22 protein-coding genes are annotated in these 22,241 nt (G+C 69.1%); 16 read left to right on the top strand and 6 right to left on the bottom strand.

Annotated features, from left to right (window positions below):
• Positions 1–251: 251 nt before the first annotated feature.
• The 16 genes from CMO28_RS06115 to CMO28_RS06040 all read left to right on the top strand — a co-directional run bounded on the left by CMO28_RS06115 (position 252) and on the right by CMO28_RS06040 (position 18,407).
• Positions 252–1,730 (top strand): aldehyde dehydrogenase family protein, encoded by a 1,479-nt coding sequence (locus tag CMO28_RS06115; protein WP_296711140.1) that lies wholly within the window; start codon positions 252–254, stop codon positions 1,728–1,730.
• Between the two features lie 45 nt (positions 1,731–1,775).
• Positions 1,776–2,243, top strand: coding sequence for a RidA family protein (locus tag CMO28_RS06110; RefSeq protein ID WP_296711135.1), 468 nt, complete (start codon positions 1,776–1,778; stop codon positions 2,241–2,243).
• Between the two features lie 76 nt (positions 2,244–2,319).
• Positions 2,320–4,044 carry a thiamine pyrophosphate-dependent enzyme gene (locus CMO28_RS06105; protein WP_296711130.1) on the top strand — a complete coding sequence of 575 codons (1,725 nt, stop codon included), beginning with the start codon at positions 2,320–2,322 and terminating at the stop codon, positions 4,042–4,044.
• A 123-nt stretch (positions 4,045–4,167) separates the two neighbouring features.
• On the top strand, positions 4,168–5,304 hold the full coding sequence (locus CMO28_RS06100; RefSeq protein ID WP_296711125.1) for a YjgN family protein: 1,137 nt from the start codon (positions 4,168–4,170) through the stop codon (positions 5,302–5,304).
• A gap of 2 nt (positions 5,305–5,306) precedes the next feature.
• Positions 5,307–6,485: a M48 family metallopeptidase gene (locus CMO28_RS06095; RefSeq protein ID WP_296711124.1), complete on the top strand. Its 1,179-nt coding sequence runs from the start codon at positions 5,307–5,309 to the stop codon at positions 6,483–6,485.
• Between the two features lie 269 nt (positions 6,486–6,754).
• Positions 6,755–7,549 carry an SDR family oxidoreductase gene (locus tag CMO28_RS06090; protein ID WP_322111300.1) on the top strand — a complete coding sequence of 265 codons (795 nt, stop codon included), beginning with the start codon at positions 6,755–6,757 and terminating at the stop codon, positions 7,547–7,549.
• A complete protein-coding gene (locus CMO28_RS06085; RefSeq protein ID WP_296711120.1) occupies positions 7,546–8,922 on the top strand; it encodes an ANL family adenylate-forming protein in 1,377 nt (458 codons plus the stop codon). Before CMO28_RS06090 ends, CMO28_RS06085 begins: the two co-directional genes overlap by 4 nt.
• Complete coding sequence (locus CMO28_RS06080; protein ID WP_296711117.1) at positions 8,919–9,599, top strand: acetyltransferase; 681 nt, start codon at positions 8,919–8,921, stop codon at positions 9,597–9,599. Before CMO28_RS06085 ends, CMO28_RS06080 begins: the two co-directional genes overlap by 4 nt.
• On the top strand, positions 9,596–11,320 hold the full coding sequence (locus tag CMO28_RS06075; protein ID WP_296711115.1) for an NAD(P)/FAD-dependent oxidoreductase: 1,725 nt from the start codon (positions 9,596–9,598) through the stop codon (positions 11,318–11,320). Before CMO28_RS06080 ends, CMO28_RS06075 begins: the two co-directional genes overlap by 4 nt.
• Positions 11,321–11,343: 23 nt before the next feature.
• The gene (locus tag CMO28_RS06070; RefSeq protein WP_296711113.1) at positions 11,344–11,889 is read left to right on the top strand and encodes an RBBP9/YdeN family alpha/beta hydrolase; all 546 of its coding nucleotides are present in this window, start codon (positions 11,344–11,346) and stop codon (positions 11,887–11,889) included.
• Between the two features lie 133 nt (positions 11,890–12,022).
• Positions 12,023–15,862: a non-ribosomal peptide synthetase gene (locus tag CMO28_RS06065; RefSeq protein WP_296711110.1), complete on the top strand. Its 3,840-nt coding sequence runs from the start codon at positions 12,023–12,025 to the stop codon at positions 15,860–15,862.
• A 42-nt stretch (positions 15,863–15,904) separates the two neighbouring features.
• A complete protein-coding gene (locus CMO28_RS06060; protein WP_062770307.1) occupies positions 15,905–16,240 on the top strand; it encodes a hypothetical protein in 336 nt (111 codons plus the stop codon).
• A complete protein-coding gene (locus CMO28_RS06055) occupies positions 16,237–16,635 on the top strand; it encodes a hypothetical protein (RefSeq protein WP_062770304.1) in 399 nt (132 codons plus the stop codon). The genes CMO28_RS06060 and CMO28_RS06055 overlap by 4 nt, the downstream gene beginning before the upstream one ends.
• A 39-nt stretch (positions 16,636–16,674) precedes the next feature.
• Complete coding sequence (locus CMO28_RS06050; RefSeq protein ID WP_296711108.1) at positions 16,675–17,859, top strand: GNAT family N-acetyltransferase; 1,185 nt, start codon at positions 16,675–16,677, stop codon at positions 17,857–17,859.
• A 109-nt stretch (positions 17,860–17,968) separates the two neighbouring features.
• The gene (locus tag CMO28_RS06045) at positions 17,969–18,247 is read left to right on the top strand and encodes a hypothetical protein (protein WP_296711107.1); all 279 of its coding nucleotides are present in this window, start codon (positions 17,969–17,971) and stop codon (positions 18,245–18,247) included.
• A 16-nt stretch (positions 18,248–18,263) separates the two neighbouring features.
• Positions 18,264–18,407: a hypothetical protein gene (locus CMO28_RS06040; protein ID WP_296711106.1), complete on the top strand. Its 144-nt coding sequence runs from the start codon at positions 18,264–18,266 to the stop codon at positions 18,405–18,407.
• 173 nt (positions 18,408–18,580) lie between these two features.
• On the opposite strand, the gene CMO28_RS06035 is transcribed toward CMO28_RS06040, so the two are convergent.
• The 6 genes from CMO28_RS06035 to CMO28_RS06010 all read right to left on the bottom strand — a co-directional run bounded on the left by CMO28_RS06035 (position 18,581) and on the right by CMO28_RS06010 (position 22,109).
• The gene (locus tag CMO28_RS06035; protein WP_296711105.1) at positions 18,581–19,003 is read right to left on the bottom strand and encodes a capsid cement protein; all 423 of its coding nucleotides are present in this window, start codon (positions 19,001–19,003) and stop codon (positions 18,581–18,583) included.
• 28 nt (positions 19,004–19,031) lie between these two features.
• On the bottom strand, positions 19,032–19,922 hold the full coding sequence (locus CMO28_RS06030) for a hypothetical protein (protein ID WP_296711104.1): 891 nt from the start codon (positions 19,920–19,922) through the stop codon (positions 19,032–19,034).
• Between the two features lie 5 nt (positions 19,923–19,927).
• Positions 19,928–20,860 (bottom strand): hypothetical protein, encoded by a 933-nt coding sequence (locus tag CMO28_RS06025; protein ID WP_296711103.1) that lies wholly within the window; start codon positions 20,858–20,860, stop codon positions 19,928–19,930.
• A 28-nt stretch (positions 20,861–20,888) separates the two neighbouring features.
• Positions 20,889–21,224 (bottom strand): hypothetical protein, encoded by a 336-nt coding sequence (locus CMO28_RS06020; protein ID WP_296711102.1) that lies wholly within the window; start codon positions 21,222–21,224, stop codon positions 20,889–20,891.
• A 16-nt stretch (positions 21,225–21,240) separates the two neighbouring features.
• Positions 21,241–21,645 (bottom strand): hypothetical protein, encoded by a 405-nt coding sequence (locus CMO28_RS06015; RefSeq protein WP_296711100.1) that lies wholly within the window; start codon positions 21,643–21,645, stop codon positions 21,241–21,243.
• An 89-nt stretch (positions 21,646–21,734) separates the two neighbouring features.
• Positions 21,735–22,109, bottom strand: a complete 375-nt coding sequence (locus CMO28_RS06010) for a hypothetical protein (RefSeq protein ID WP_296711097.1) — start codon at positions 22,107–22,109, stop codon at positions 21,735–21,737.
• Between the last annotated feature and the right edge of the window lie 132 nt (positions 22,110–22,241).

Genomic DNA, 22,241 nt, shown 5'->3' with positions numbered 1-22,241 from the left:
CCCCGCCTGCAACTGCAGGCGGGGCCCGGCCCGTTCGCGTTTCGGTGACCGACGGCCTTCCCCCTTGATGGACGCGGGTTTCCGTCCGGTGGACGGCAGTGGAAATCTGCCAGGACCACGGCTTGCGGGAATTGTGCGGCCGCCCCGGGGCTGGCATGCTGCCCGGCGCGCCGGCCCCCGCAGACGACCGCCATCGTGACGACCACGGGGCCCGGATGGCGCAACGACCACCAGGGAGGCTTAAGGAACCCATGAGCGGCGCGAACGAGATCAAGCGGAGCTGGCAGCACTATATCGACGGCCGCTTCGTCGACAGCCTGGACGGCACCCGCATCCCGGTGGTCAACCCGGCGACCGGAGAGGTCATCGCCGACATCGCCTGCGCCAAAGCCGCCGATGTCGACATGGCGGTGGCCGCCGCGCGCAAGGCCTTCAACGCCCGCCTGCTGCAGAACATGAAGCCGGTGGAACGGTCGCGGATGATGCACCGCATCGCCCGGATCCTGCTGGAGCGGACCGAGGAGATCGCGCTGGTCGAAACCCTCGACAACGGCAAGCGGATCTCGGCCGCCCGTGGCGATGTCGCCGCAGCCGCGCGCTATTTCGAGTATTACGCCGGCATGGCCGACAAGCTGGAAGGCAAGTCGATCCCGCTCGGGCCCGACTATATCGACTACACCGTGCATGCGCCCTTCGGCGTGTCGGCCCAGATCGTGCCCTGGAATTTCCCGCTCCAGATCGGTGCCCGCTCCATCGCCTGTGCGCTCGCCACCTGCAACACCGTGGTGATGAAGACCCCGGAGCTTTCGGCCCTGTCGCTGGCAGCACTCGCCCAGGCGGTCCACGATGCCGGCGTGCCGGCCGGTGTCGTCAACATCCTGACCGGCTTCGGCCACGAGGCGGGTGCCGCCCTCGCCGGCCATGGCGATATCGACCATCTGGTCTTCACCGGCTCGGTCCAGACCGGCAGCCGGATCCTCCATGCCCTGGCCGACCGGGTCGTGCCGGCGGTGATGGAGCTGGGCGGCAAGTCGGCCGGTGTGGTGTTCAGGGACGCCGATATCGATCAGGTCATCACCTCGACCCGCGGCGGCATCTTCACCAATGCGGGCCAGGTCTGCTCGGCCTCGTCCAGGCTGGTGGTGGAACGGCCGGTCTATGACCAGGTGGTGGAGCGCATGGCCGCCGCCGCCTCGGCGCTGAAGATCGGCCCGGGCATCGAGGATGCCGAGCTGACCCCGGTGATCTCGGACGGCCAGCTCGACAAGATCGAGGCCATGTGTCTGCGCGCCGTTCAGGCCGGCGCCACCGCCGCCGCCGGCGGCCGCCGGGTCGACCGGCCGGGCTATTTCATGGCCCCCACCGTGATCGCCGACACGACCCCCGGCTCCGAAATCGCCCAGAACGAAGTCTTCGGCCCGGTGTTGACCATCCTGCCCTTCGATGATGCCGAAGAAGCACTCGCCATCGCGAACGGCACCGATTACGGTCTCTGTGCGGGTGTCTACACCCGCGATCTGGCCCGGGCGCATCTGGTGGCGGACCGTCTGATCGCCGGCCAGGTCTTCGTGAACGAGTGGTTCGCCGGCGGCATCGAAACGCCGTTCGGCGGTATGAAGCGGTCGGGCTATGGCCGGGAGAAGGGCGTCGAAGCCCTGCTCGGCTATGTCCAGACCAAAAACGTCGCGATCCGGCTGACCGCCGGCGCGACCGGCCGTCCGGGCGCCTGACAGGGTCCGGGCGTCCTCCCCACGACCGAAGGAGCAAGCTGAGCCATGTCGGGCAAGATCGAGGCGCGTCTCGCAGAACTGGGCATCCCCCTGCCGGTGCCCGCCGTCCCCGTCGCGAATTACGTGCCTTACGCCGTGACCGGCAATCTGGTCTACACCTCCGGCCAGGTTCCGGTCGCCGATGGTGCGGTCGTCTGGAAGGGTAAGGTCGGTGGCGAGCGCTCGATCGAAGACGGCGCCGCCGCGGCCCGGCTTTGCGCGCTCAACTGCATCGCCCAGCTCAAGGCCGCCTGCGGCGGTGATCTCGACCGCGTGAAGCGGATCGTGAAAGTGGTGATCTTCGTGTCCTCCGCCGCCGGCTTCAACGGCCAGCCGCAGGTGGGCAACGGTGCCTCGGACGTGCTGGTCGACATCTTCGGCGATGCCGGCAAGCATGCCCGATCGGCGGTGGGGGTGAACGAACTGCCCCTGGATGTGACGACGGAAGTCGAGATCGTCGCCGAGATCGCCTGATCCGGATCCGAACCGCCGCAGTCCCCCGGGACTGCGGCGGTTTCGCTTGTGCCCCCCCGCTGCAGGATCCCCGCCCATGACCGGACCCGACGCCTCTGCGACGACGCCGCCCTCGGGCGGCGAGGCCATCATCCGCACCCTGATCGCCCATGGCATCGACACCGCCTTCTGCGTGCCGGGCGAAAGCTATCTCGCCGTGCTGGAGGCGCTGCGCGTCCATGCCGACCGCATCCGCCTGCTGGTCCATCGCCACGAGACCGGCGCCGCCTGCGCCGCCGAAGCCTGGGCGCGCGCCCGCCGCCTGCCCGGCATCGCCATGGTCACCCGCGGGCCCGGTGCCTCCAACGCTGCCCATGGCGTGCATGTCGCGGCCCAGGATTCCACGCCGCTGGTGCTGATGGTCGGCCAGGTCGCAACCCGCGAGCATGGGCTGGAGGCGTTTCAGGAAGTGGATTACGGCGCCATGTTCGGCCATGCGGTCAAGGCGGTGATCGAACCGCGCACCGCCGCCGATTGTGCCGGGGCCACCGCCCGTGCCCTGCGCATCGCCATGGCCGGGCGTCCCGGTCCGGTGATCCTGGTCCTGCCCGAGGACGTGACCGAAGGCGAGACCGCGGCGGATGCCCTGCCCGATATCGCCGGCGGCGTGCGCGCCAATGGCCCGGACCTCGGCCGGCTGCGGGCCGCTTCGGGCCTGCCCGGCGCCGCCCAGACCATCGCCGCCGCCGAGGCGCTGGCGGCCGCCGCCCGCCCGATCGTGATCGCGGGCGAGATTGCCGCCTTCGACCGCGCCCATGCCGCCCTCGACCGGCTGGCCCGGGTCAGCGGCTGCGGCCTCGCCACTGCCTTCCGCCGCCAGGATCTGGTGCCGGCCGACCATCCGGCCTGGTTCGGCCATCTGGGGCTGGGCCGCAGCCCGGCGCAGAAGCGTGCCTTTGCCGAGGCCGATCTGATCCTGGTCGCCGGCAGCCGGCTCGACGACGTGACCAGCGAGGGCTGGACGCTTCCCGCCCCGCATCAGACGGTCATCCATCTCTATCCCGATGCCGGGGAAATCGCCCGCGCCGCCGGCCGCAATGCCCGCCTGCCGGACCATATGCTGGTGGCGGATGTGGCGGCCGGGCTCGACGCGCTCGCCGACCGGCTGGCAGAGCATCAACCGCCGGCCGACCGGATCAACTGGCGCGATGCGATCCACAAGGGCGTCGCCGATTTCGCCGCACAACCGGTCACCCCAGTGCTGGGTGCGGTCGACATGGCCGCGGTGGTGACGATCGCCGCAGAGATTGCCGGCCCCGAGGCCGCGGTCGCGATCGATGCCGGCAATTTCGCCGGCTTCGTCCACCGCTACTGGCCGTTCCGGCGGCCCGACACGCAGTTCGCCACCCAGGCCGGCGCCATGGGCTATGGCCTGCCGGCGGGGCTTGGGGCCGCCACGGCCGATCCCGATCGCCCGGTGGTGGTCTTCGCCGGCGATGGCGGCTTTCTGATGACCGGTCAGGAACTGGCGACCGCCGTGCTCGAAGACCTGCCGGTCAAGGTGGTGGTGGTCGACAACGGCGTCTACGGCACCATCCTGATGCACCAGACCCGGCGCATCGGCCGCGATCGCGGTCATGGGATCGCCCTGTCACGACCCGATTTCGCCCTGCTCGCCCGGGCCTATGGCGCCGCCGGGTTCACGGTGGAGCGGACGGAGGATTTCGCCGAGGCCTTCCGCGCGGCCATGGCCCATGACGGCCCGGCGCTGGTGCATGTAAAAACCGACCCCAGGGACATCTCGGCCTACGGACCGCTCTGATCATCCCCACCAAAAGGTGATGAGAACGGCTCGCATGAACACAGGGTTGCGCGGGGCGCCGTTGCCGGCTATCTGAGAAGACCGCCGCGTGCCGGCGCCCCCCAACTTTCCGAGCCGCCCCCCATGGACCAGACCCTGCCCGCCCCCGCCCCGTCCACCCGCTGGACCCGCTTCCACGGCATGCGGCGGGCCTTCCGCAACCTGGTCCTGCGGGGGGCGCTGCTTGAACTCGTCACCTTCGGCTTCTACCGCTTCTGGCTGGCCACCGACATCCGCCGGCACCTGTGGTCCCATACCCTGGTCGACGGCGACCCGCTGGAATATGTCGGCCGCGCCCGCGAACTGCTGATCGGTTTCCTGATCGCAACCGCGATCCTGATGCCGGCCTATCTCGTGTATTTTCTGGTCGGTATCGAGGCCGAGCGGGTTCAGGCCTTCGCCAGCCTGCCGCTCTCTCTGTTCCTCTATCTCTTTGCCCAGTTCGCGGTCTATCGGGCCCGCCGCTATCGGGTGACCCGGACCGTCTGGCGGGGGCTGCGCTTCACCATGACCGGGTCGGGCATCGGCTATGCCTGGCGCGCGGCACTCTGGGATCTGGCGGTGCTGCTGAGCCTGGGCGCCGCCCTGCCCTGGCGGCAGGCGGCGCTTGAGCGTTATCGCATGCGCCATACCGCCTATGGCGACCTTCAGGGCGGGTTCGACGGCACCGGGCGCGAGCTGTTCCGCCGCGGCTGGCATCTCTGGCTGCTGACCGTGCCGGCCCTGCTGACCATCATCCCCCTGCCCTTCCTGATCGCCGCCTGGCGGGCGACCATGCTGCAATGGTGGGTGTCCAATGTCCGCTTCGGCGAGGTCCGCTTCCACAGCTATCTTGAGCGCCGGGCGCTGTTCGGCACCTATTGGAAGGCGACCGGCTGGTGGGTTCTGCTGGGCATTCTGATGGGTCTTTGGGTGTCAGGCATCTTCGGCCTCGCCGCCGCCCTGGCGCAGCCTGCCCCCGACGGCACGCCAGACTATGCCGCCGCCTTCGCCCATCCGCTGGCGCTGGGCGGTCTGGGGTTCGGCTATCTGCTGATGGCGCTCGCCGCGGGTGTGGTGGTGCGGATCTACCTGACCCGCGATATCTGGGCACGGATCGTTGAGACCACCGCGGTCTACGGGCTGGAGGCGGCCGATCACGCGACCGGTCAGGGCGAGGCGGTGGACGCGATCGGCGAAGGCTTCGCCGGCGGGCTTGATCTCAATATCGGGGGTCTCTGACCATGACCGAGGCGTCCGCAGCCGATGCCCGCACGATCTTCTTCGACGGCCGGAGTGCCCGCCGACGGCATGTCACACTCGTCATCGGCCCGGTGCTGGAGATCGTCGAAGAGGGCACGCCGCTCGCCCGCTGGGCCTGGGACGACATCCGCCGCGCCGACGGCCACGGCCGGCTGCGCCTGAAGACCCTGACGGGGAGCAACCCGCTGGCACGGCTGGAGATCGCCGCCCCCGGGCTTGCGCGCGCCGTCGAAACGCGCTGCCCCGCGCTCGATCATGGCCAGGGCCGCGGGCGCACCCGCCAGGTGCTCGGCTGGTCTGCGGCCGCCTGCGTCTCGATCGTGCTGCTGGCGCTTTATGGCATCCCTTTCGCGGCCGACCGGATCACGCCGCTGGTGCCGCGTTCGGTCGAAGCCCGGCTGGGAGATGCCACCGACCGTCAGGTCCGCGCACTGCTGGGTGGCGAGGCCTGTACCCGCCCCCAGGGTCAGGCCGCGCTGGGGCAGATGGTCCAGGCCCTGATCGATGCCGGCCTGCCACCCGAGGACGACGAGACCGTCGTCGACGTGGTGGTGCTGTCGTCCGACGTGGCCAACGCCATCGCCCTGCCCGGCGGGCGGATCTACGTCTTCGACGGCCTGTTGCAGAAGGCCCGAACCCCCGACGAACTGGCCGGGGTCATCGCCCACGAGATCGGCCATGTCCATCATCGCGACGGGCTCCGGATGGTGATCCGGGCCGGCAGCACCTCTTTCGTGATCGGGCTGCTGTTCGGCGATGTGGCAGGTGGCGCGGCGATCGTCACCGCCGCCGATGCCGTGCTGAATGCCGCCTATTCCCGCGATGCGGAAACCGCCGCCGACGACTTTTCGGCCGCGGCCATGACCAGGCTGGGCCGCTCTCCCGCGGCCTTCGGCGACCTGCTGGTCCGTGTGACCGGCGAGACCGGGGGCCATGGCACCCTGCTGGACAGCCACCCCTTCGGGGCCGACCGGCTGGCCCGCCTGGCCGCCGCCGGAACCGCCGCGGCCGGAACCGCCACCGAGGGCCTCGCCCTGCTGAGCGACGCCGACTGGCAGGCGCTCAAGGGCATATGCGGCGGTTCTTCTGCATCCGGCCAGCCGGCCCCGGGGCCGGAACGTCAGCGGCTGAAGAACAGCGACAAGCCCTCCGGCTCGTGACCCGGCGCACCGGGTACCATTCGCATATCAGAGGCCGATACGCGTATATCATTGAATATATCACAACCAAAAATAAGGTTGGATATTGCCAATGCGCGGGTCTACCCTGAATTAAGCAACCCAGACGTTATGACCGCGGGCCGCTGCCGCCGATGGCGGGCGGGACGGAATGATGCTGGCGGACCATCAATCCCAGGGTAATTTCTTCTTCGAGGTTGCACCTCATGGATGAAGACGCCCCAGTTTCGGCCGAGGACGGCACGACAGAGATGACGCCAGGCGCCAGCCGGGCGGCGTCCGTCGCCCGCGGGCCGGACGTATCCGGCCGGGTGGTGGTGGTGACCGGGGCCAGCAAGGGGATCGGCCGACGGGCGGCTGCACATTTCCTGGACCGGGGTGATCTGGTGCACGGCTGTGCCCGCAGCCCCTCCCCCATCGAGCATCCGGCCTATGTCCACCACCGGCTGGACGTCGCCGACGAGACGGCGGTCAAGACGATGATGTCGACCATCCGGCGCGCCCATGGCCGGATCGACGTGCTGGTCAATGCCGCCGGCGAAGCCTCGATGAACCATGCGCTGCTGACCCCGACCGAAACGCTGGAGGCGCTGCTGCGCACCAATGTGGTCGGCAGCTTCGTCTGCGCCCGGGAAGCGGCGCGGCTGATGCGGCCCGAAGCCCGCCGTCGGGATCGGGACACCCCGGCAGACGGCGCCCCCGCGGGTGGCCGTATCGTCAACCTCACCAGCGTCGCCGTCCCCCTGAAGCTCGCCGGGGCTGCGGCCTATGCCGCCGCCAAGGCGGCGGTCGAAAGCCTGACCCAGACGCTGGCGCGGGAACTCGCCCCCATGGGCATCACCGTCAATGCCGTGGGACCCGGGCCGGTGCGCACCCGCATGACCCGGACCGTGCCGCCCGAGACGATCGACCGGCTGCTTTCGGCCCAGACCGTGTCGCGGCTGGCCACCACCGACGAGGTGGTGCGGGTGATCGATTTCCTGGCCGACCCGGCGGCCGCGATGGTCACCGGCCAGATCATCTATCTGGGAGGGGTATCCCGATGACCGGAAGCCTGCTCGACCGGATCGCCGGCCTCGGCGCGGCGGTCGCCCTCATCGACGATGCCACGGGCGTCGAGACCTCGTTCGCCGCCCTCGCCGATCAGGCCCGGGATGCGACGGATCTGCTGCGGACGGCCGGGATTCGCGCCGGCGATGTGGTCAAGCTCGACGGCGAGGCCGGCGCAAATACCCTGGCCCTGCTGCTGGCGCTTCAGGCGCTGGGCACCGTCGTGGCGCTCGACACCTCGACCGTGCCGGCCGAGCGCGCCGACAAGGCGGCCCTTGCACGTGCGGTCTGGCAGCTTCGCCCCGAAACCGGCCATCGCCCGGAAGAGCTTGCCCCCGACGGCGAGGAAGCGCCGCTGGTCAAACAGCTCCGCGAGGCGGGCCATGCCGGGCTGATCCTGTTCAGCAGCGGCACCACCGGCCGGCCCAAGGCGATGCTGCACGATCTGGACCGGCTGAGCGCCAGCTATCTGGGCGGTGCCCCCCGCACCAAGCCCCTGCGGCTGCTGCTTTTCCTGATGTTCGACCATATCGGCGGCATCAACACCATCTTCTCGAGTCTCGCCCAGGGCACCACCCTGGTGCTGCCGGCGGAGCGCACGCCCATGGCGGTCGCCGGCGCCATTGCGCGCCACCGGGTCCAGGTGCTGCCCGCCTCGCCCACCTTCCTCAATCTCATGCTGATGAGCGGCGCGGTCGAGGCCCACGACCTCTCGACGCTGCGGATGATCACCTACGGCACCGAGCCGATGCCCGAAGGGCTGCTCGGCCTGCTGCGCAGCCGTCTGCCCCGCGCCCGGCTGCTCCAGACCTTCGGCACGTCTGAAACCGGGATCGTCTCCACCGTCAGCCGGGCGTCGACCAGCCTGGCCATGCGCTTCGACGACGAGGCGGTCGAACATCGCATCGTCGATGGCGAGCTGTGGCTGCGCAGCCGGCGGCGGATCGTCGGCTATCTCAACCACCCGATGGATGCCTTCACCGATGACGGCTGGTTCCGGACCGGCGATCTGGTCGAGGAAACGTCCGACGGCTTCCTGAAAGTGAAGGGGCGCGCCAAGGAGATCATCAATGTCGGCGGCGAGAAGGTGTTCCCGGCCGAGGTCGAAGGCGTGCTGATGGCCTCGGGCCTGGTCGCCGACTGCAAAGTCTTCGGACAGCCCAATGCGATCACGGGCCAGGCGGTGATGGCCGAGATCGTGCCGGCCGCCGATGCGGTGCCCGCCGATCCCGCCGCCCTGGTCAAGGCGGTCAAGGCCCATGCCCGCGAGCGGCTCGACCCGTTCAAGGTGCCGGTCCGGGTGAAGATCGTGACCGACATTCCCTATTCGGCCCGGTTCAAGAAGCTCATCTCGCGGGAGGCGTCATGACGGATCTGGTCATCTTCGGGTCGGGCGGTTTCGCCCGGGAAGTCGCGGCCTATGCCGCCGATGCCGGCTTCACGCTCCGCGGCTTCCTCGACGTCTCCCGCGCGGCCTGGGAAGAGCATGGCGCACCGGCCCCCGCCTGGCTGGGGCGGCCCGAGGATTATCAGCCGGCCCCGGGCGAGGTCTTCGCGCTCGGCATGGCCGAGATCGCGGTGCGCACCGAGCTGATCGCCCGCTGGTTCGACGACGCCGGCTGGCCCGCCGCCACCATCATCCATCCGACCGCAACCGTCATGCCGGGTGCGGAGATCGGCCCGGGCACGGTGCTCGGGCCCCGGGTCCATATCGGCGTCAACGCCCGGCCCGGGCCCTTCACGGTGATGAATTACGGCTGTTCCTTCGGCCATGACGGCGTCTCGGGCCGCAACAACGTGTTCTCGTCGGGGGTGCAACTTGCGGGCTATGTCACGCTCGGCGCCAACAACTTCTTCGGCATCGCCGCCTCGGTTCAGCCGCGGCTGACGCTGGGCGACGGCAACCGCATCCAGGCCGGTGTGTCGGTCGCGGCCAATGTCTCGTCCGGCGCCTTCGTCTTCCGCAAGGACCAGCCCAAGACCGCCTTCCTGTTCGCCCCCCAAGCTGCCACGCCCACCCCGTCCAACGAGGTCACGACCCCATGAGCGATCCCGTGCTGATCATCGGCGCCGGCCCGGCCGGCTGCGTTGCCGCCCTCACCCTGCGTCGCCGCGGTCGCGACGTCGTCCTGCTCGAACGTGCGACCGAACCCGCCTACAAGATCGGCGAAAGCCTGCTGCCCGGCACGCTGTCGCTGCTCGACCGGCTGGGGCTGATGGACCGGATCATGGAGCGCGGCTTCGTGCGCAAGCCCTCGGCCACCTTCGTCTGGGGGCTGGGCCAGGCGCCCTGGACCTTCTCCTTCGCCACCCCGCGGCCCGAGCCCTGGATCTACGATCACGCGATCCAGGTCTACCGCCAGGAATTCGACGGTCTGCTGCTGGATGCCGCCCGCGATGCCGGCGTCGATATCCGCATGGGCCATGCCGTCGCCTCGGTCGATTACGACCATGGCGACGGCGTGCTGGTCCGCGCAAGGCGGGTGGCCGACGATGCCGAGGTGGTGCTGCCCGGATCCTATGTCGTCGACGCCACCGGCCAGAACGGGCTGATCGCCCGCGAACTGGGGCTCAGGCGCTATGACGAGTTCTACCGCTCTCTGGCGGTCTGGAACTACTACCCCTCGATCCGCAAATTCACCGGCGACCTGGACGGCACCACCTTCTCGATCACCTTCGAAAAGGGCTGGGTGTGGATGATCCCGCTGAAGGACGGCACCTATTCCGTGGGCGCCGTGGTCGATGTCGACAATGCCGCCGAGATCAACGCCCGCGGCCGCCAGGCCTTCCTGGAAGACTGCCTGCGCGCCGCGCCGGAGGTTGCCTCCATCGTCGATCTGGACGATCCCCGCGCCGAGGCCCGGATCATTCGCGAGTGGTCGTACAATGCCGAGCGCATGTCGATGGGCCGGGCCTTCCTGGCCGGTGACAGTGCCTGCTTCACCGACCCGCTGTTCTCGCAGGGCGTGCATCTCGCCACCCAGTCCGGTGTCTATGCCGGGGCTGCGATCGACTTCCTGATCGACCATCCCGACCGGGCCGATGATGTCCATGCCTGGTATGACGCCGCCTATCGCGAGAGCTATTCGCAGTATCACGAGTTCCTGGCCTCGTTCTACAGCTATGCCTCGGAAGTCATGCCGGCCTCAAGCTTCTGGTCGAAGCGCCGGGTGCAGGGGCTGGAAGACAAGCGCTTCTCGGACAAGACCTGGTTCGCCCGCCTGACCGGCCAGGCCGAAGAAACGGACGAGGACGAGCTGCTGCGCAAATTCGTCAACCGCTCCGGCAACATGATCAGCCTGGGCCAGCATCTGCGCACCGAACTCACCGACGACTTCACCGAAGAGGAACTCGCCGCCAAGCGGGTGCAGTGGATCGGGGCGCTGACCCGCAATCTGAACGCGATCAAACGGTTCGAATGGACCGGCGGCGAGGTCTCGCTGGTGCCGACCTTCAAGGTCGACCCGATGGATTTCAGCCTGGTCGAGCGCCAGTTGGTCGCCGACGGGCGCGGCCGGCGGATGATGAAGTATTCGATGACCGAAGCCCATCGCGACGTGCTGGCCGGGCTGTCGCACGAAACCGTCGGCTATCGCGAGCTGGTGAAACGGCTGAAGCAGGCAGATGACGGCCCGGATCTGTCGTCGCAGATCGTCATCCGCCTGATCGAGGCCGGGATGCTGAAAGGCTATGACCGCGACGACCAGCCGGTCGAAATCCAGCACCGACTGCGCTTCGACGGTGTCGGCGCGGAATACGAGGTCTGATCGTCGAAGCAGGAGACCCCACGGTGACCCCAACCGTTCTGATCGTGCCGGGGCTGGGCGGATCCGGCCCCGACCATTGGCAAAGCCTGTGGCTGGACGAAAACCCCGCCTGGCGGCGGGTGGAACAGCGCGACTGGGACCGCCCGGTCGCGTCGGAATGGCTTGCGGCGCTGGACGAAGCGGTGGCGCTGGCACCCGGACCGGTGGTGCTGGTGGCGCACAGCCTGTCCTGTGCGCTGGTGGTGCGCTGGGCGGAGACATCCGCCCGCGCCGGCCGGGTGACGGGCGCTCTGCTCGTCTCTCCGGCCGATGTCGACAGCCCCGACCACACGCCGGAAGAGGCCCGGGTCTTTGCCCCGATGCCGACCCTGGTCCTGCCCTTCCGCACCCTGGTGGTGGCGAGCGACGACGACCCTTACGTCGCGCCCGAGCGGGCCGCCGGCTTCGCAGCCGCCTGGGGCGCCGATCTCACCCTCATCCCCGGCGCCGGCCACATCAACGCCGATTCGGGCTTCGGCCACTGGCCACTGGGCCAGGATCTCTTGAGAGAATTGATGGAGGACCTCTGAGCGGCACCGCACCTCACCCTCCTCCCCTGCCGCCTGCGGCGCCCCCGCCCGCCGCCCGCGGCACCCCCCGCATATTCCGTCCCCCCGCACATTCCCTCAACGGGCGCTGATGCCCCGTCCGGGAGGCAGCCCCATGCTGCATCACCTCAACCTCGCCCAGCGCGACATATTCTTCGATCGCACGCTCAACCCCGACCGGCTTTATCTGGTCGGGGGCGAGATGCAGGTGGACGGCGCCTTCGACGATCGGGCGGCGGCGGCGGCCTATCGGGCGGTCATGCGCGACGTGGCGGCCATGCGGGCGCGGCTGGTGCTGCAGGATCATCAGCCGATGCTGGCGGTGGCCCCACCCGACGACGCCAGCCCCATCCCCGTGCGGCTGGAAGATTTCAGCACCGACGCCGAACCCGGGATGAGCGTCGCCGCCCGGGCAGCCGCCCTCTGGGCCGAGCCGATCCGTCCCGAGGACGGCCGGGTCATGCACGACATGTGGATCCTGAAGGCGGCGCCCGACCGGCGGACCATTCTGTTCCGCTGCCATCATCTGATCGTCGACGGCTGGGCCGGGCTCGCGCTCTTCGATCGTTTCCGCCGGGCCTATGACATGATCCTGGCCGGCGGAACGCCGCCGCCCGACCCCGCGCCGCTGCCCGATCCGGCCGCCGAACATGCCTGGATCCAGAGCCCGAAGGCGGCCGAAGACAGCGCCTTCTGGGCCCGCGAGCTGGGCGATCTGCCCGCCCGGGCCTTTCTGCGCCGCCCACCCTTCGGGCCGTCGCTCAAGGCCCGGATCACCCGCGACCGGGCGGCCTTTGCCCGGATCGAGGCGGTCGCCGCCGCGGCCGGCGTTCCCCTGCCGGCCCTGCTGCTCACCCTGTTCGCGACCCTGGTCCACGAATTGACCGGCCGGGCGGCGATGATCGTCGCTACCCCGGTCCGCAACCGGATGACCGCGGCCGAACGCGCGGCCATCGCCCCCTTCGTGCGGCTGATGCCGCTTGGCCTGCAGATCGACCCTGCCACCTCCCTTGGCGAGGCCGCAGCCGCGGTTCAGGCGGCGATGCGCCGTGGCTTCCGCCATCAGCGCCTGCCCATGGGCGCGATCGGCAAGGCGCTCGGCCGCAGGCCCGGGGCAGGCGATGCCATGCTCGGCGATGTGTTGTTCTCCTTCGAGACCCGGCCGGCCACACAGGGCTTCGCCGGCTGCCACACCCTGCTCCACCCGGTCAGTCACGAGGGCGACAAATACGCCCTCGCCCTGCATGTCCGCGATCTGGGCGGCGAGGGGCCGGTCGATTTCGATCTGGCACTGGATGCCGCGCATTGGGGCCCGCTGGGTGCCGCACCGGTGGTGGACCGGCTGGGGCCGATGTTGGAGGCGCTGGAGCGGGCGACCCCGGACACGCCGCTGGCACACCTGATCCCGCCCATGCCCGCGGCCGAACGGGCCCTGATCGCGCGGGTGAACGACACGGCCCGGCCATTGCCGGGACGGGCCGGCGGCGCCGCGAGCGTCGTGGAGCTGATCCGCGACACCGCGCGTCTCAGATCTGCCGACCCCGCCCTGGTGACCGCGGCGGGAGAGGTCACGAGCTTCGCCGCCCTCGATCTCTGGTCCGACAGGGTCGCCCGGGCCCTGATCGCCCGCGGGGCCAGCCCCGGGCGGATCGTGGGCGTGATGATCGACCGGCGGCCCGCGATGATTGCGGCGGTTCTGGGCGTGCTCAAATCCGGGGCGGCCTTCCTGCCGCTCGACCCCGCCCTGCCGGCGGCGCGGCTGGCGGAGCTTGCCGCGGATGGCGGGGCGATCACCGTGATCACCTGCCGGGACTTCGCGACCATCGCGACGGGCCGGCCGCTGCTGGTGATGGATGACGCGGATGCGCTCGGCGCGCCCGAAGTGACACTATCGGCCCCGGCCCCCGGCCATCTGGCCTATCTGCTCTATACCTCCGGCACCACCGGGCGGCCGAAGGGGGTGATGGTCGACCATGCCGCCCTGCTCAACCGGCTGGTCTGGCAATGGCATGCCCTGGGCCACCGTCACCACGAGCCGATCCTGCACCGCACGACCGCCAGCTTCGACGTCTCGGTCTGGGAGATGCTGATGCCCCCCGCCATGGGCGCGCCCATGGTGCTCTGCCCGGCGGTGACCGCCCATGACCCGCAGGCGCTGGCCCGGTTGATCGAGGCGCGGGGCGTCGCCTGCCTGCATTTCGTGCCCGGCGCCCTGGATGCCATGCTGGCCGGCCTGCCCGCCGGCGACGACGAGCGCCTGTCGCGGCTGCGGCTGATCGTGACCAGCGGCGAGGCGCTCAGGGCCGAAACGGTGCGCCGGGTCGCGGCCCGCTGGCCGGGTGTCCGGATCGTCAATCTCTACGGGCCGACCGAGGCCGCGATCGACGTCGCCCGCCATGATGCCGATCCCGAAGAGACGGTGGTGCCGATCGGCCGGCCGGTCTGGAACACGCAGCTGCTGGTGGTCGATCCCGACACCCTGCAACCGGTCGCAGTCGGCCGCCCCGGAGAGCTGGTGATCGGCGGCGTCCAGCTCGCCCGGGGCTATCTGGGCCGGCCGGAGCTGTCGGCCGAACGCTTTCCCGAGGATCCGGCAAACCCGGGGGCCCGACTCTACCGCACCGGTGACGAGGCTTTGCTGACGCCGGACGGGGTCTTCCTCTATCTGGGCCGGCTGGATGATCAGGTGAAGATCGATGGTGCGCGGGTGGAGCCGGGCGAGGTCGCGGCACACCTGGCCGGCCATCCCGCCGTGCAGGAGGCGGCCGTCCGGGCCATCACCGGCCCCCGCGGCCCAAGGCTGGCCGGCTGGTATGTCGGCGAGGGCGTCTCCCCCGCCGAGCTGCGGAGCTGGGCCGCCGGGCGCCTGCCCGGCTGGATGGTGCCCGCCGTGCTCCCCCGCCTGGACCAGCTGCCACGCCGGCCCAACGGCAAGCTGGATGCCGCAGCCCTGCCGGCGCCGGCCCTCGCCGAGGGGCCGGTCCGCACCGCCCCGGCGACAGCCCTTGAAGCCGCCATCGCCGGCGCCTTCGCCCGGGTGCTGGACGTGGTGACCGTGGACGCCACCACCGACTTCTTCCTGGCCGGCGGGCATTCGCTGACCGCACTTCGGCTCACCGGCGAGATCCGGGCGGCGACCGGTCTCGAGACGGACCTGAAGCAGCTGTTCCTCAACCCGACGCCGCGGCTGCTGGCGGCGGGGCTGGATCAGGCCCGCATCGCCGCCGGCGATCACGAGGATGAGGGGCCGCTGCCGCTTTACCGCCCGATGACAGGGCGAACCCAACCGGTCTTCCTGATCCCGCCGGTCGCCGGAGAGCCGGCCATCTTCCTCGACCTTGCAGCGCGGCTCGGCCAGACCGCCTGGGGGCTGCGCTTCCCGGCGCATCCGGCCGCGGGTCTGCCGGAATTCGCCCGCCATCTTGCCCGCACGGTGCTCGAGATCGCACCCCGCGGACCCTGGCGGCTGATCGGCTATTCGCTGGGCGGCATGGCCGCCTTCGATGCCGCCCGGCTGATCGAGGCCGAAACCGGCGGCCGGGTCGATCTGGTGCTGCTCGACACCTCGGCCGAGCCGGTGCCGATGCATCCCGATGCGGTCGCAGCCAAGTTCGACCGCGAATTCGCCCGCGCCGCGGCCGACGGTACGGATGCCATGGGTCGCCTCGCCGCCGGTCTCGGCCGGCCGGCCGTTGCACGGCTGAAGGCCCGGGTGCTGCGCAATGCCCGGGCCACCACCGGCTGGCGGGCACGCGGCGTCATCCATGGCGACATCACGATGATCACCGCCCGGCGCGACCCGGCAGAGCGCCGCCCCGAACGCTGGGCCGCCCATACCACCGGCCGCTTCCGGCTGATCGGGCTGGATGCCGGCCATTTCGATCTGCTGTCGGACCGGATGATGCCGGATCTGGTCCGGGCGCTGGTGCCAGCCCCCGAACCGGTCCCCGCCTGACCCTTCGCCACAGACCCCGCCCAAGACAGAGGAGGCCCGAAGATGGCCGATGAAGCAGCAATCCGCGACATGATCCTGGCCACCCTCGCCGAGGTGAACGAGGAACGCGAGGAACCCTTCGACCTTGCCCCGGGGCCCGCGCTCATCCTCTACGGCAGCGGCGGCGTGTTCGACAGCATGGGGCTGGTCAACTTCCTGACCACGGTCGAGGAAAAGCTCGAGGATGATTTCGGCGTCACCGTGTCGCTGACCTCGGAAAAGGCCGTGTCGCGCAAGGTGAGCCCCTTTGCCAGCGTCGAGGCCCTGACCGGCTTCGTGATGGAAGAGATCGCCGAGGCCGACGGCGCCGATACCCCCCTGCAGGCGGCCGCATCTTGAACCGCCGGGCGCTCATCCTGGGCACCGCCTCCGGCCTGCTCTATGGCGGCTGGGCGTTCTTCGCCAATCACGGCGCGGGGATGCCTGCGGGGCTCAGGGCCGCTGCGGTTCAGTTCCTGCTGAGCTTCGGCGCAACCGCCGTGCTCACGCTCGCCATGGATGCGATCCTGGCGCGACGGCTGCGGGCCGGCGCAATCGTGGCGGCGGTGGTGCCGATCAGCCTGCTGGCCGTGGTCTTTGCCACGGCACATGCCCTGGCAGGCACGCCCCATGTGCTGGCCACCATCGCGCCCTCCTATGGCATCGGACTGGTGTTCTGTACCGTCTATGTCCGGGCACGGCGGGCGGCGGTGGCGCGAGAGGCTTGTCCATCGCCGGCCGGGCGCCAAGTATAGGAGGGCCGCCGCCCACCCGATCCGCCGGAACCGGAGCCGATGACCGACCAGGACCAGCGCCTGACCCTGACCACCGCTGAAAGCATGGCAGACATCGCCCCCGAGGCGTGGAACGCTCTTGCCGGCCCGGACAACCCGTTCCTGTCGCATGCCTTCCTGCTCGCCCTGGAAACCTCGGGATCGGTGTCGGAGCGCACCGGCTGGCTGCCGCGTCATCTGCTGCTCAGCACGGCGGACGGGCGGCTAATCGGCGCGGTGCCGCTCTATCTCAAGGCCCATTCCTGGGGCGAATACGTCTTCGATCAGGCCTGGGCGCGCGCCTATGAACAGGCCGGTGGCGCCTATTACCCCAAGCTTCAGGCGGCCGTGCCCTTCACGCCGGTGCCGGGGCCGCGTCTGCTCGCGGGATACGGCCCGGATGCGCCGGCAATCCGCCGCACCCTGGCCGAGGGGCTGGCGGCGGTGGCGGGCAGCCTCGACGTCTCGGGCGTGCACGTGACCTTCCTCGCCCCCGAAGACGTGGCCCCGCTCGCCATGGCCGGCTTCATGGCGCGGCATGACGTCCAGTTCCACTGGCACAATCGCGGCTATGGCAGTTTCGACGACTTCCTGGCGGCGCTGTCCGCCCGCAAGCGCAAGATGATCCGCAAGGAGCGCGAGAAGGTCCGCGACAGCGGCCTGGTCTTTCGGGCGCTGTCGGGCAAGGACATCACCCCCGCGGCCTGGGATGCCTTCCATCGCTTCTACCGCGCCACGGTCGATCGGAAATGGGGCGAAGCCTATCTCACCCGCAGCTTTTTCGACCGGCTGGGCGAGAACATGGCCGACCGGGTGGTGCTGATCATGGCCTATGACGGCGACCGCCCGGTGGCCGGCGCGCTCAACCTGGTCGGCAAGGACACACTTTACGGCCGCAATTGGGGGGCGGTGGTCGACCTGCCCTTCCTGCATTTCGAAACCTGCTACTACCAGGCCATGGAGGTCGCCATCGACCGCGGCCTGGCGCGGGTCGAAGCCGGCGCGCAGGGCGGCCACAAGCTGCTGCGCGGCTACGAACCCGTCACCACCCGCTCGGCCCACTGGCTGGCCGATCCGCGGCTTGCCCATGCGGTGAAGGACTTCCTGGACCGTGAGCGCGCCGCGGTCGATGCCGAGGCCGAGGCGCTGGGCGAACATCTGCCCTTCCGCCGGGACCAGAGCGGGCCCGACCAGGGCGCCGGATAAGGGGGTGGATAAACGGCCGGTAACGCCGTGCGACGGAGGGGCTGGGCAGGAACGGGGTTCGCGGGCATGCTCGGCGTCACGATCCGCCACCGCCGATGGAGCCGCCGCCATGGTGCCCACCTCTCACCTGCTGATGCTGACCTCAGACCCGACCGTCGCCTGGGCACTCGCCTCTGCCATCTCTGCCGAAGAGGCGGCCAAGGTGCTGGGCGATGCCGGTGAAGCCAAGGGCTTCAAGTTCGACTGGCGCTCGCTGATCCCCCGGCTCAGGCGCCGGTCGGAAGATACCGAGATCGACGATGCGGCGCTGGAAGGCGTGGCCGGCGGTGTCGCAGTGAACAGCGCCTATATGCCGCTGGGTGGCGGCTGGATGATTTCCGGCAACTGAGCGGCGGAGCCCGACGATGATCTCGACCTCGCAGCTGATGGCGCTTGCCAGCGACCCGGCCACCGCCGCAGCGCTGATCGCCGCCATGACCCCGGAAGAGGCCGCCCGCATCCTGGGCGAGACCGGCGAAGCCCGTTTAGAGAGACAAGAGGTTTGGTAGAGCGGGACAAGAGGTTTGCCAGGATCAGGCCGGACAAAGCTGGATTATGTTGGACAAGATGACGACCTGAACTATTCTTAAACGTGATGCGTAGCTGGGGTGCCGACGCGCCATCTGCAAGGTTACGCACAGGCGGGTGTCGTCGGCGACACCCGCCATTTTCATGTGTAGGCTCAGCGGCGCAAGAGGACTTCGACTTTTCGTCCGGCGCCGGCGGAAGCTTCGAGGGCATCGGCGAAGACGAATTCCGGCAGGTCGGCGCCGGTCAGGACAGTGGCGCCGTCGGCGGCGGCGGACTGGACGGCAGTGGCGCCGGCCGCGACCGCAAGTGGGCCGGATACGGCGACGGCCCGGCCCTGGGCATCGGTGACGAGGCTGGCGCCGACCGGGAAGGCACCGCCGGTCTCGATGACTGTGGTGCCTGCGACGGTCAACGTGCCCGCCTCCCCGATTTTCAAGGTCTGATCGGAAACGCCGAACACTTTGGCGCCGGCCGCAGCGACCATGGCACCGTCGAAGCCACAGGCGCGGCAGACGGTAATCGGGGCAGTGGCGGTGAAGCTCAGGGTGAGGGTTGCAAGGCTCTGACGGGGCATCTGAGGGCTCCTGAAACGACGGCTCGGGTCAGCGCGGGCCAGATACGACCGCGAGGACGGCTTGTGCGTAGTCGACACCATGCTCCCGCTGGTAGTCGAGGGCACGTCGGTGGAGAGCGGCGCCGCCCGGATCGACGGTGTAGCCATCAGGTGCCGAGAAGCCGGCACCCTCGTCGTGATCGAGCCATGGATCGTCTTCAGGCTTCACGATTTCACCCGGCGTGATGAAGGTCGGACACCTGCTCAGATAGGTCAGAAGAAAGTCCGAGGGTGACTTCGGCATGGGCTTGCCGAAAGTGGTGTCATCCTCGGCGAAGTCGAGCACCGGGTCTTCGGAGAGAGCATCGTGAAACTGCAAGAGGGCTTCACGGAAGCGTGGGACCACACGGCCTTCTGCAATGGCCCGGTCGATCGCATTCTCAGCCTTCCGGCGGTGGTTCTGCCGCTCCATGTAGTGAAGGCGGTGTTGCATCAGTTCGTGGGCGCCGTCATCGAAATCGATGATGCCGATGTCCGGGGCCGCAAGCTCGATCGCCTGCAAACCCTTCACCGCCGGCGCCTGGGCGCCAAGGAAGCCGACGTGACGCAGGTAGTAGGCGCCGGGCGTCGGGTTCTGGGGCGCATCAGGCGCATAGAAGCTTGCGGAGACCTTCTTGTAGGCGCCAGCGGCGACGATCTCGGCAAAGTCCGGATTGACCTGCCGCGGCAGGGCGAAAAGCCCGTCGGGCCGGGCTTCCAGCCCTGCCACCCAGCCATAGGCAGGTGCATCCCCCTTTGGATGCCCGACGACGATGGGGGCCTCGTGGCGCACCGGATCATAGACCGTGGCGGTATGGGACAGGTCGCGTTCGGAGAAGGTGACCGTGGCACCGTTGGAGGCGGTGTGGCGTCCTGCCCGGAAGATGTGGATCGGCTTCATGGGGCTCATTCCTCCGCGGCCGGCGCCTGGATCAGGAACCCGGCGCTCATACCTGTCAGCACGGGCTGACGCTCATAGGTCACGCCATACACCCAGCTCTTGGTGTTGCCGTGCCAGTAGGGCTGCTCCACGAAGGGGTTGTCCCGCATCGTATAGGTATAGCCGAAGCTCGGTTCCTCGGCGCCGGTCGGCGCGGGCGGGACATAGGCCAGCACGGCAGCATTGCCCCAGACGTCGACGAACCCGTCTTCCTCGTTCTCGACGATCACGGCCCGGCCTTCCACCACGCTGCCGAGTTCGAAGAGATTGGCCAGCATCTGGGGCGTGACGATGTCGGCGTTCCGGAAACGGTCGACGATCTGCCTGGACGTCTTGAGGGCGGCATAGGCGACCGGCCCCAGGACCATGACGTTCGGATAGGAGCCACAGGACGCCCGCACCGCCTGCCGCGCCGCCTCAACATCGGCGATCGGCTTGCCGTCATCGGTGCCCCATTTGAGCCCGGAGGCGACCGTGGCCTTGTGGCCTCCATCGTAGTTGGCGGGATCAAGGGCGATGCCCGCCTGCTGGTGTTCAAGCGCCAGGGTCAGCGCCTGCATGACGGTGTTGGTGGTCCGGATGCCCAGGTCGATCCCCGGGACTGCCGAGGCGTCACGTGCCAGTTCCCGAGGAACGGTGCCTTCGAGACTGTCCTGAACCAGTTCATAGGGCTTGCCGACATAGCCGCACTGAATGCGCTTCGTGGCCCCGCCGGGTGACCGGCGGGCGTTGTAGAGCATGAAGCTCTCGCGACCGAATTCGACCACCTTGCCGGCGGCGACATCGACCGGTACCGCCGGGAACAACAGATTGCCGACCCGGTCGGGGTGGCGATACCCACGCGCATGGGTCGACAGGACCGGATCGACGACGCGGGCTTGGGCGGATGTCATGGACATGGATGGATAGACTTTCGTGGATGATGGATCAGCCGGCCGGAGGCGTCAGACGACGCGCCCGGCGGATATCGCGGACGGTTTTGGGATGGATGCCGTAGCGCCGGCCAACCTCGGCCGCAGAACCAGGCGCCGCAGCAATGTCGTCATGCAGCCGCCGCCGCATGGCCGGTGTCTGCTTCACGACGTAGACGCGCCGGCCAGCCAGGGCGGAGCGCGCAAGCTGCTCGGCAGCGGCAGCGCCGATGATCCGACGAAGCCGGTGGAGGATTGGTGCTGACAGGATGATGCAGGTGCCGCCATAGCGCCGGCAGAGCCGTTCCATGGCGATGTCGTCGAGGATGTCGAGGAGCGGCGATGCGGACATGAAATGCCACTCCCGCTCAGGCTGTCGCCCGGTCGCGCCACATCCGGCGCAGACGGGCGACATGGGTGTTGCTCAGACCGACGCGCCGGGCCACCGCGTTGACACTGCCCGGCATGTTCGCGATCTCCCGGGCACGGTCAGCCATCATCTTCTGCGTCCGTCGCGGGATGCAGACATAGTCGCCGGCAAGCTCGGAAGCGCAGAGGCGCGCTGCGGCATCAGCTCCGATGATCTCGACGATGCGGCAGGTGGGGCGGATGGGAATATAGATCCGCGACCCGCCCCGAGCCTTACAGAGTGCGGCGGCAGCGTCATTGCCGATCACGTCGATGACGTCCTGATAAGCCATTGGTCTCGCCCCTGTTTTCCTCGCCGATCCGGCCATATTCAGGATCGGGTTCAGGTACAGGAAAGATCGCATGCTCCGGACTCACGAAGAACGGGCACCCGAAACGAGTGCCCGTTCATCTTTCAACATATTCAGTTATTCCGCCGGATGATCCCGTCAGATCAATCCGGCGGATCCGAAGCGGGCAGGGTGCTCGTGATAGCGCGGCGCCGCTCGACCCAATATTTATGGATGCTGGTAACGGAGGGCGCCTTATCACCGAAATGCCGGCGGCAGGCTCTGGCGATCTGGTTGAGAGAAAACCGGCCCAGGCGGTCATCGAGGAACGCCTTGACCGCCGGGTTGCCGTGGATCTTGGATTTCGGCCCAAGAGTACGCGGAAAGCGGCAATGCCACACACGGGCGATGCGATCGGCTGACCAAGCCCGATCAGGGCCGAAATGGTCCAGGCAGGCGGTGGCCATATCCGAGAAGGTCGCATTGGGCGGCTGACCTTCGAGGAAGGCCAGGACGTCCGCATCATCATCCTCGACCATGGGCAACCTGCGTTCCGGCTTTGCGCAGGGTCATGTTGCGCAGGGCGGCAATGACCTTCGGCGCGGTGCGATCATCGACGAAATGGATAGAGGACAGCTTGAAGCGGCCCTCCAGCCACCGGCCCAGGCTGG

The organism is Tistrella sp. (assembly GCF_002684955.1).
GTDB lineage: Bacteria > Pseudomonadota > Alphaproteobacteria > Tistrellales > Tistrellaceae > Tistrella > Tistrella mobilis.
Note: the sequence above shows the minus strand (reverse complement) of the source record. Positions and strands in the feature narration are given on the sequence as shown.

What these genes read in the sequence shown, in the direction of transcription:
- CMO28_RS06115 (WP_296711140.1), top strand. Translation starts at nt 252, where the DNA reads ATGAGCGGCGCGAACGAGATCAAGCGGAGCTGGCAGCACTATATCGAC.
- CMO28_RS06110 (WP_296711135.1), top strand. Translation starts at nt 1,776, where the DNA reads ATGTCGGGCAAGATCGAGGCGCGTCTCGCAGAACTGGGCATCCCCCTG.
- CMO28_RS06105 (WP_296711130.1), top strand. Translation starts at nt 2,320, where the DNA reads ATGACCGGACCCGACGCCTCTGCGACGACGCCGCCCTCGGGCGGCGAG.
- CMO28_RS06100 (WP_296711125.1), top strand. Translation starts at nt 4,168, where the DNA reads ATGGACCAGACCCTGCCCGCCCCCGCCCCGTCCACCCGCTGGACCCGC.
- CMO28_RS06095 (WP_296711124.1), top strand. Translation starts at nt 5,307, where the DNA reads ATGACCGAGGCGTCCGCAGCCGATGCCCGCACGATCTTCTTCGACGGC.
- CMO28_RS06090 (WP_322111300.1), top strand. Translation starts at nt 6,755, where the DNA reads ATGACGCCAGGCGCCAGCCGGGCGGCGTCCGTCGCCCGCGGGCCGGAC.
- CMO28_RS06085 (WP_296711120.1), top strand. Translation starts at nt 7,546, where the DNA reads ATGACCGGAAGCCTGCTCGACCGGATCGCCGGCCTCGGCGCGGCGGTC.
- CMO28_RS06080 (WP_296711117.1), top strand. Translation starts at nt 8,919, where the DNA reads ATGACGGATCTGGTCATCTTCGGGTCGGGCGGTTTCGCCCGGGAAGTC.
- CMO28_RS06075 (WP_296711115.1), top strand. Translation starts at nt 9,596, where the DNA reads ATGAGCGATCCCGTGCTGATCATCGGCGCCGGCCCGGCCGGCTGCGTT.
- CMO28_RS06065 (WP_296711110.1), top strand. Translation starts at nt 12,023, where the DNA reads ATGCTGCATCACCTCAACCTCGCCCAGCGCGACATATTCTTCGATCGC.
- CMO28_RS06060 (WP_062770307.1), top strand. Translation starts at nt 15,905, where the DNA reads ATGGCCGATGAAGCAGCAATCCGCGACATGATCCTGGCCACCCTCGCC.
- CMO28_RS06050 (WP_296711108.1), top strand. Translation starts at nt 16,675, where the DNA reads ATGACCGACCAGGACCAGCGCCTGACCCTGACCACCGCTGAAAGCATG.
- CMO28_RS06045 (WP_296711107.1), top strand. Translation starts at nt 17,969, where the DNA reads ATGGTGCCCACCTCTCACCTGCTGATGCTGACCTCAGACCCGACCGTC.
- CMO28_RS06040 (WP_296711106.1), top strand. Translation starts at nt 18,264, where the DNA reads ATGATCTCGACCTCGCAGCTGATGGCGCTTGCCAGCGACCCGGCCACC.
- CMO28_RS06035 (WP_296711105.1), bottom strand. Translation starts at nt 19,003, where the DNA reads ATGCCCCGTCAGAGCCTTGCAACCCTCACCCTGAGCTTCACCGCCACT.
- CMO28_RS06030 (WP_296711104.1), bottom strand. Translation starts at nt 19,922, where the DNA reads ATGAAGCCGATCCACATCTTCCGGGCAGGACGCCACACCGCCTCCAAC.
- CMO28_RS06025 (WP_296711103.1), bottom strand. Translation starts at nt 20,860, where the DNA reads ATGTCCATGACATCCGCCCAAGCCCGCGTCGTCGATCCGGTCCTGTCG.
- CMO28_RS06020 (WP_296711102.1), bottom strand. Translation starts at nt 21,224, where the DNA reads ATGTCCGCATCGCCGCTCCTCGACATCCTCGACGACATCGCCATGGAA.
- CMO28_RS06015 (WP_296711100.1), bottom strand. Translation starts at nt 21,645, where the DNA reads ATGCGATCTTTCCTGTACCTGAACCCGATCCTGAATATGGCCGGATCG.
- CMO28_RS06010 (WP_296711097.1), bottom strand. Translation starts at nt 22,109, where the DNA reads ATGGTCGAGGATGATGATGCGGACGTCCTGGCCTTCCTCGAAGGTCAG.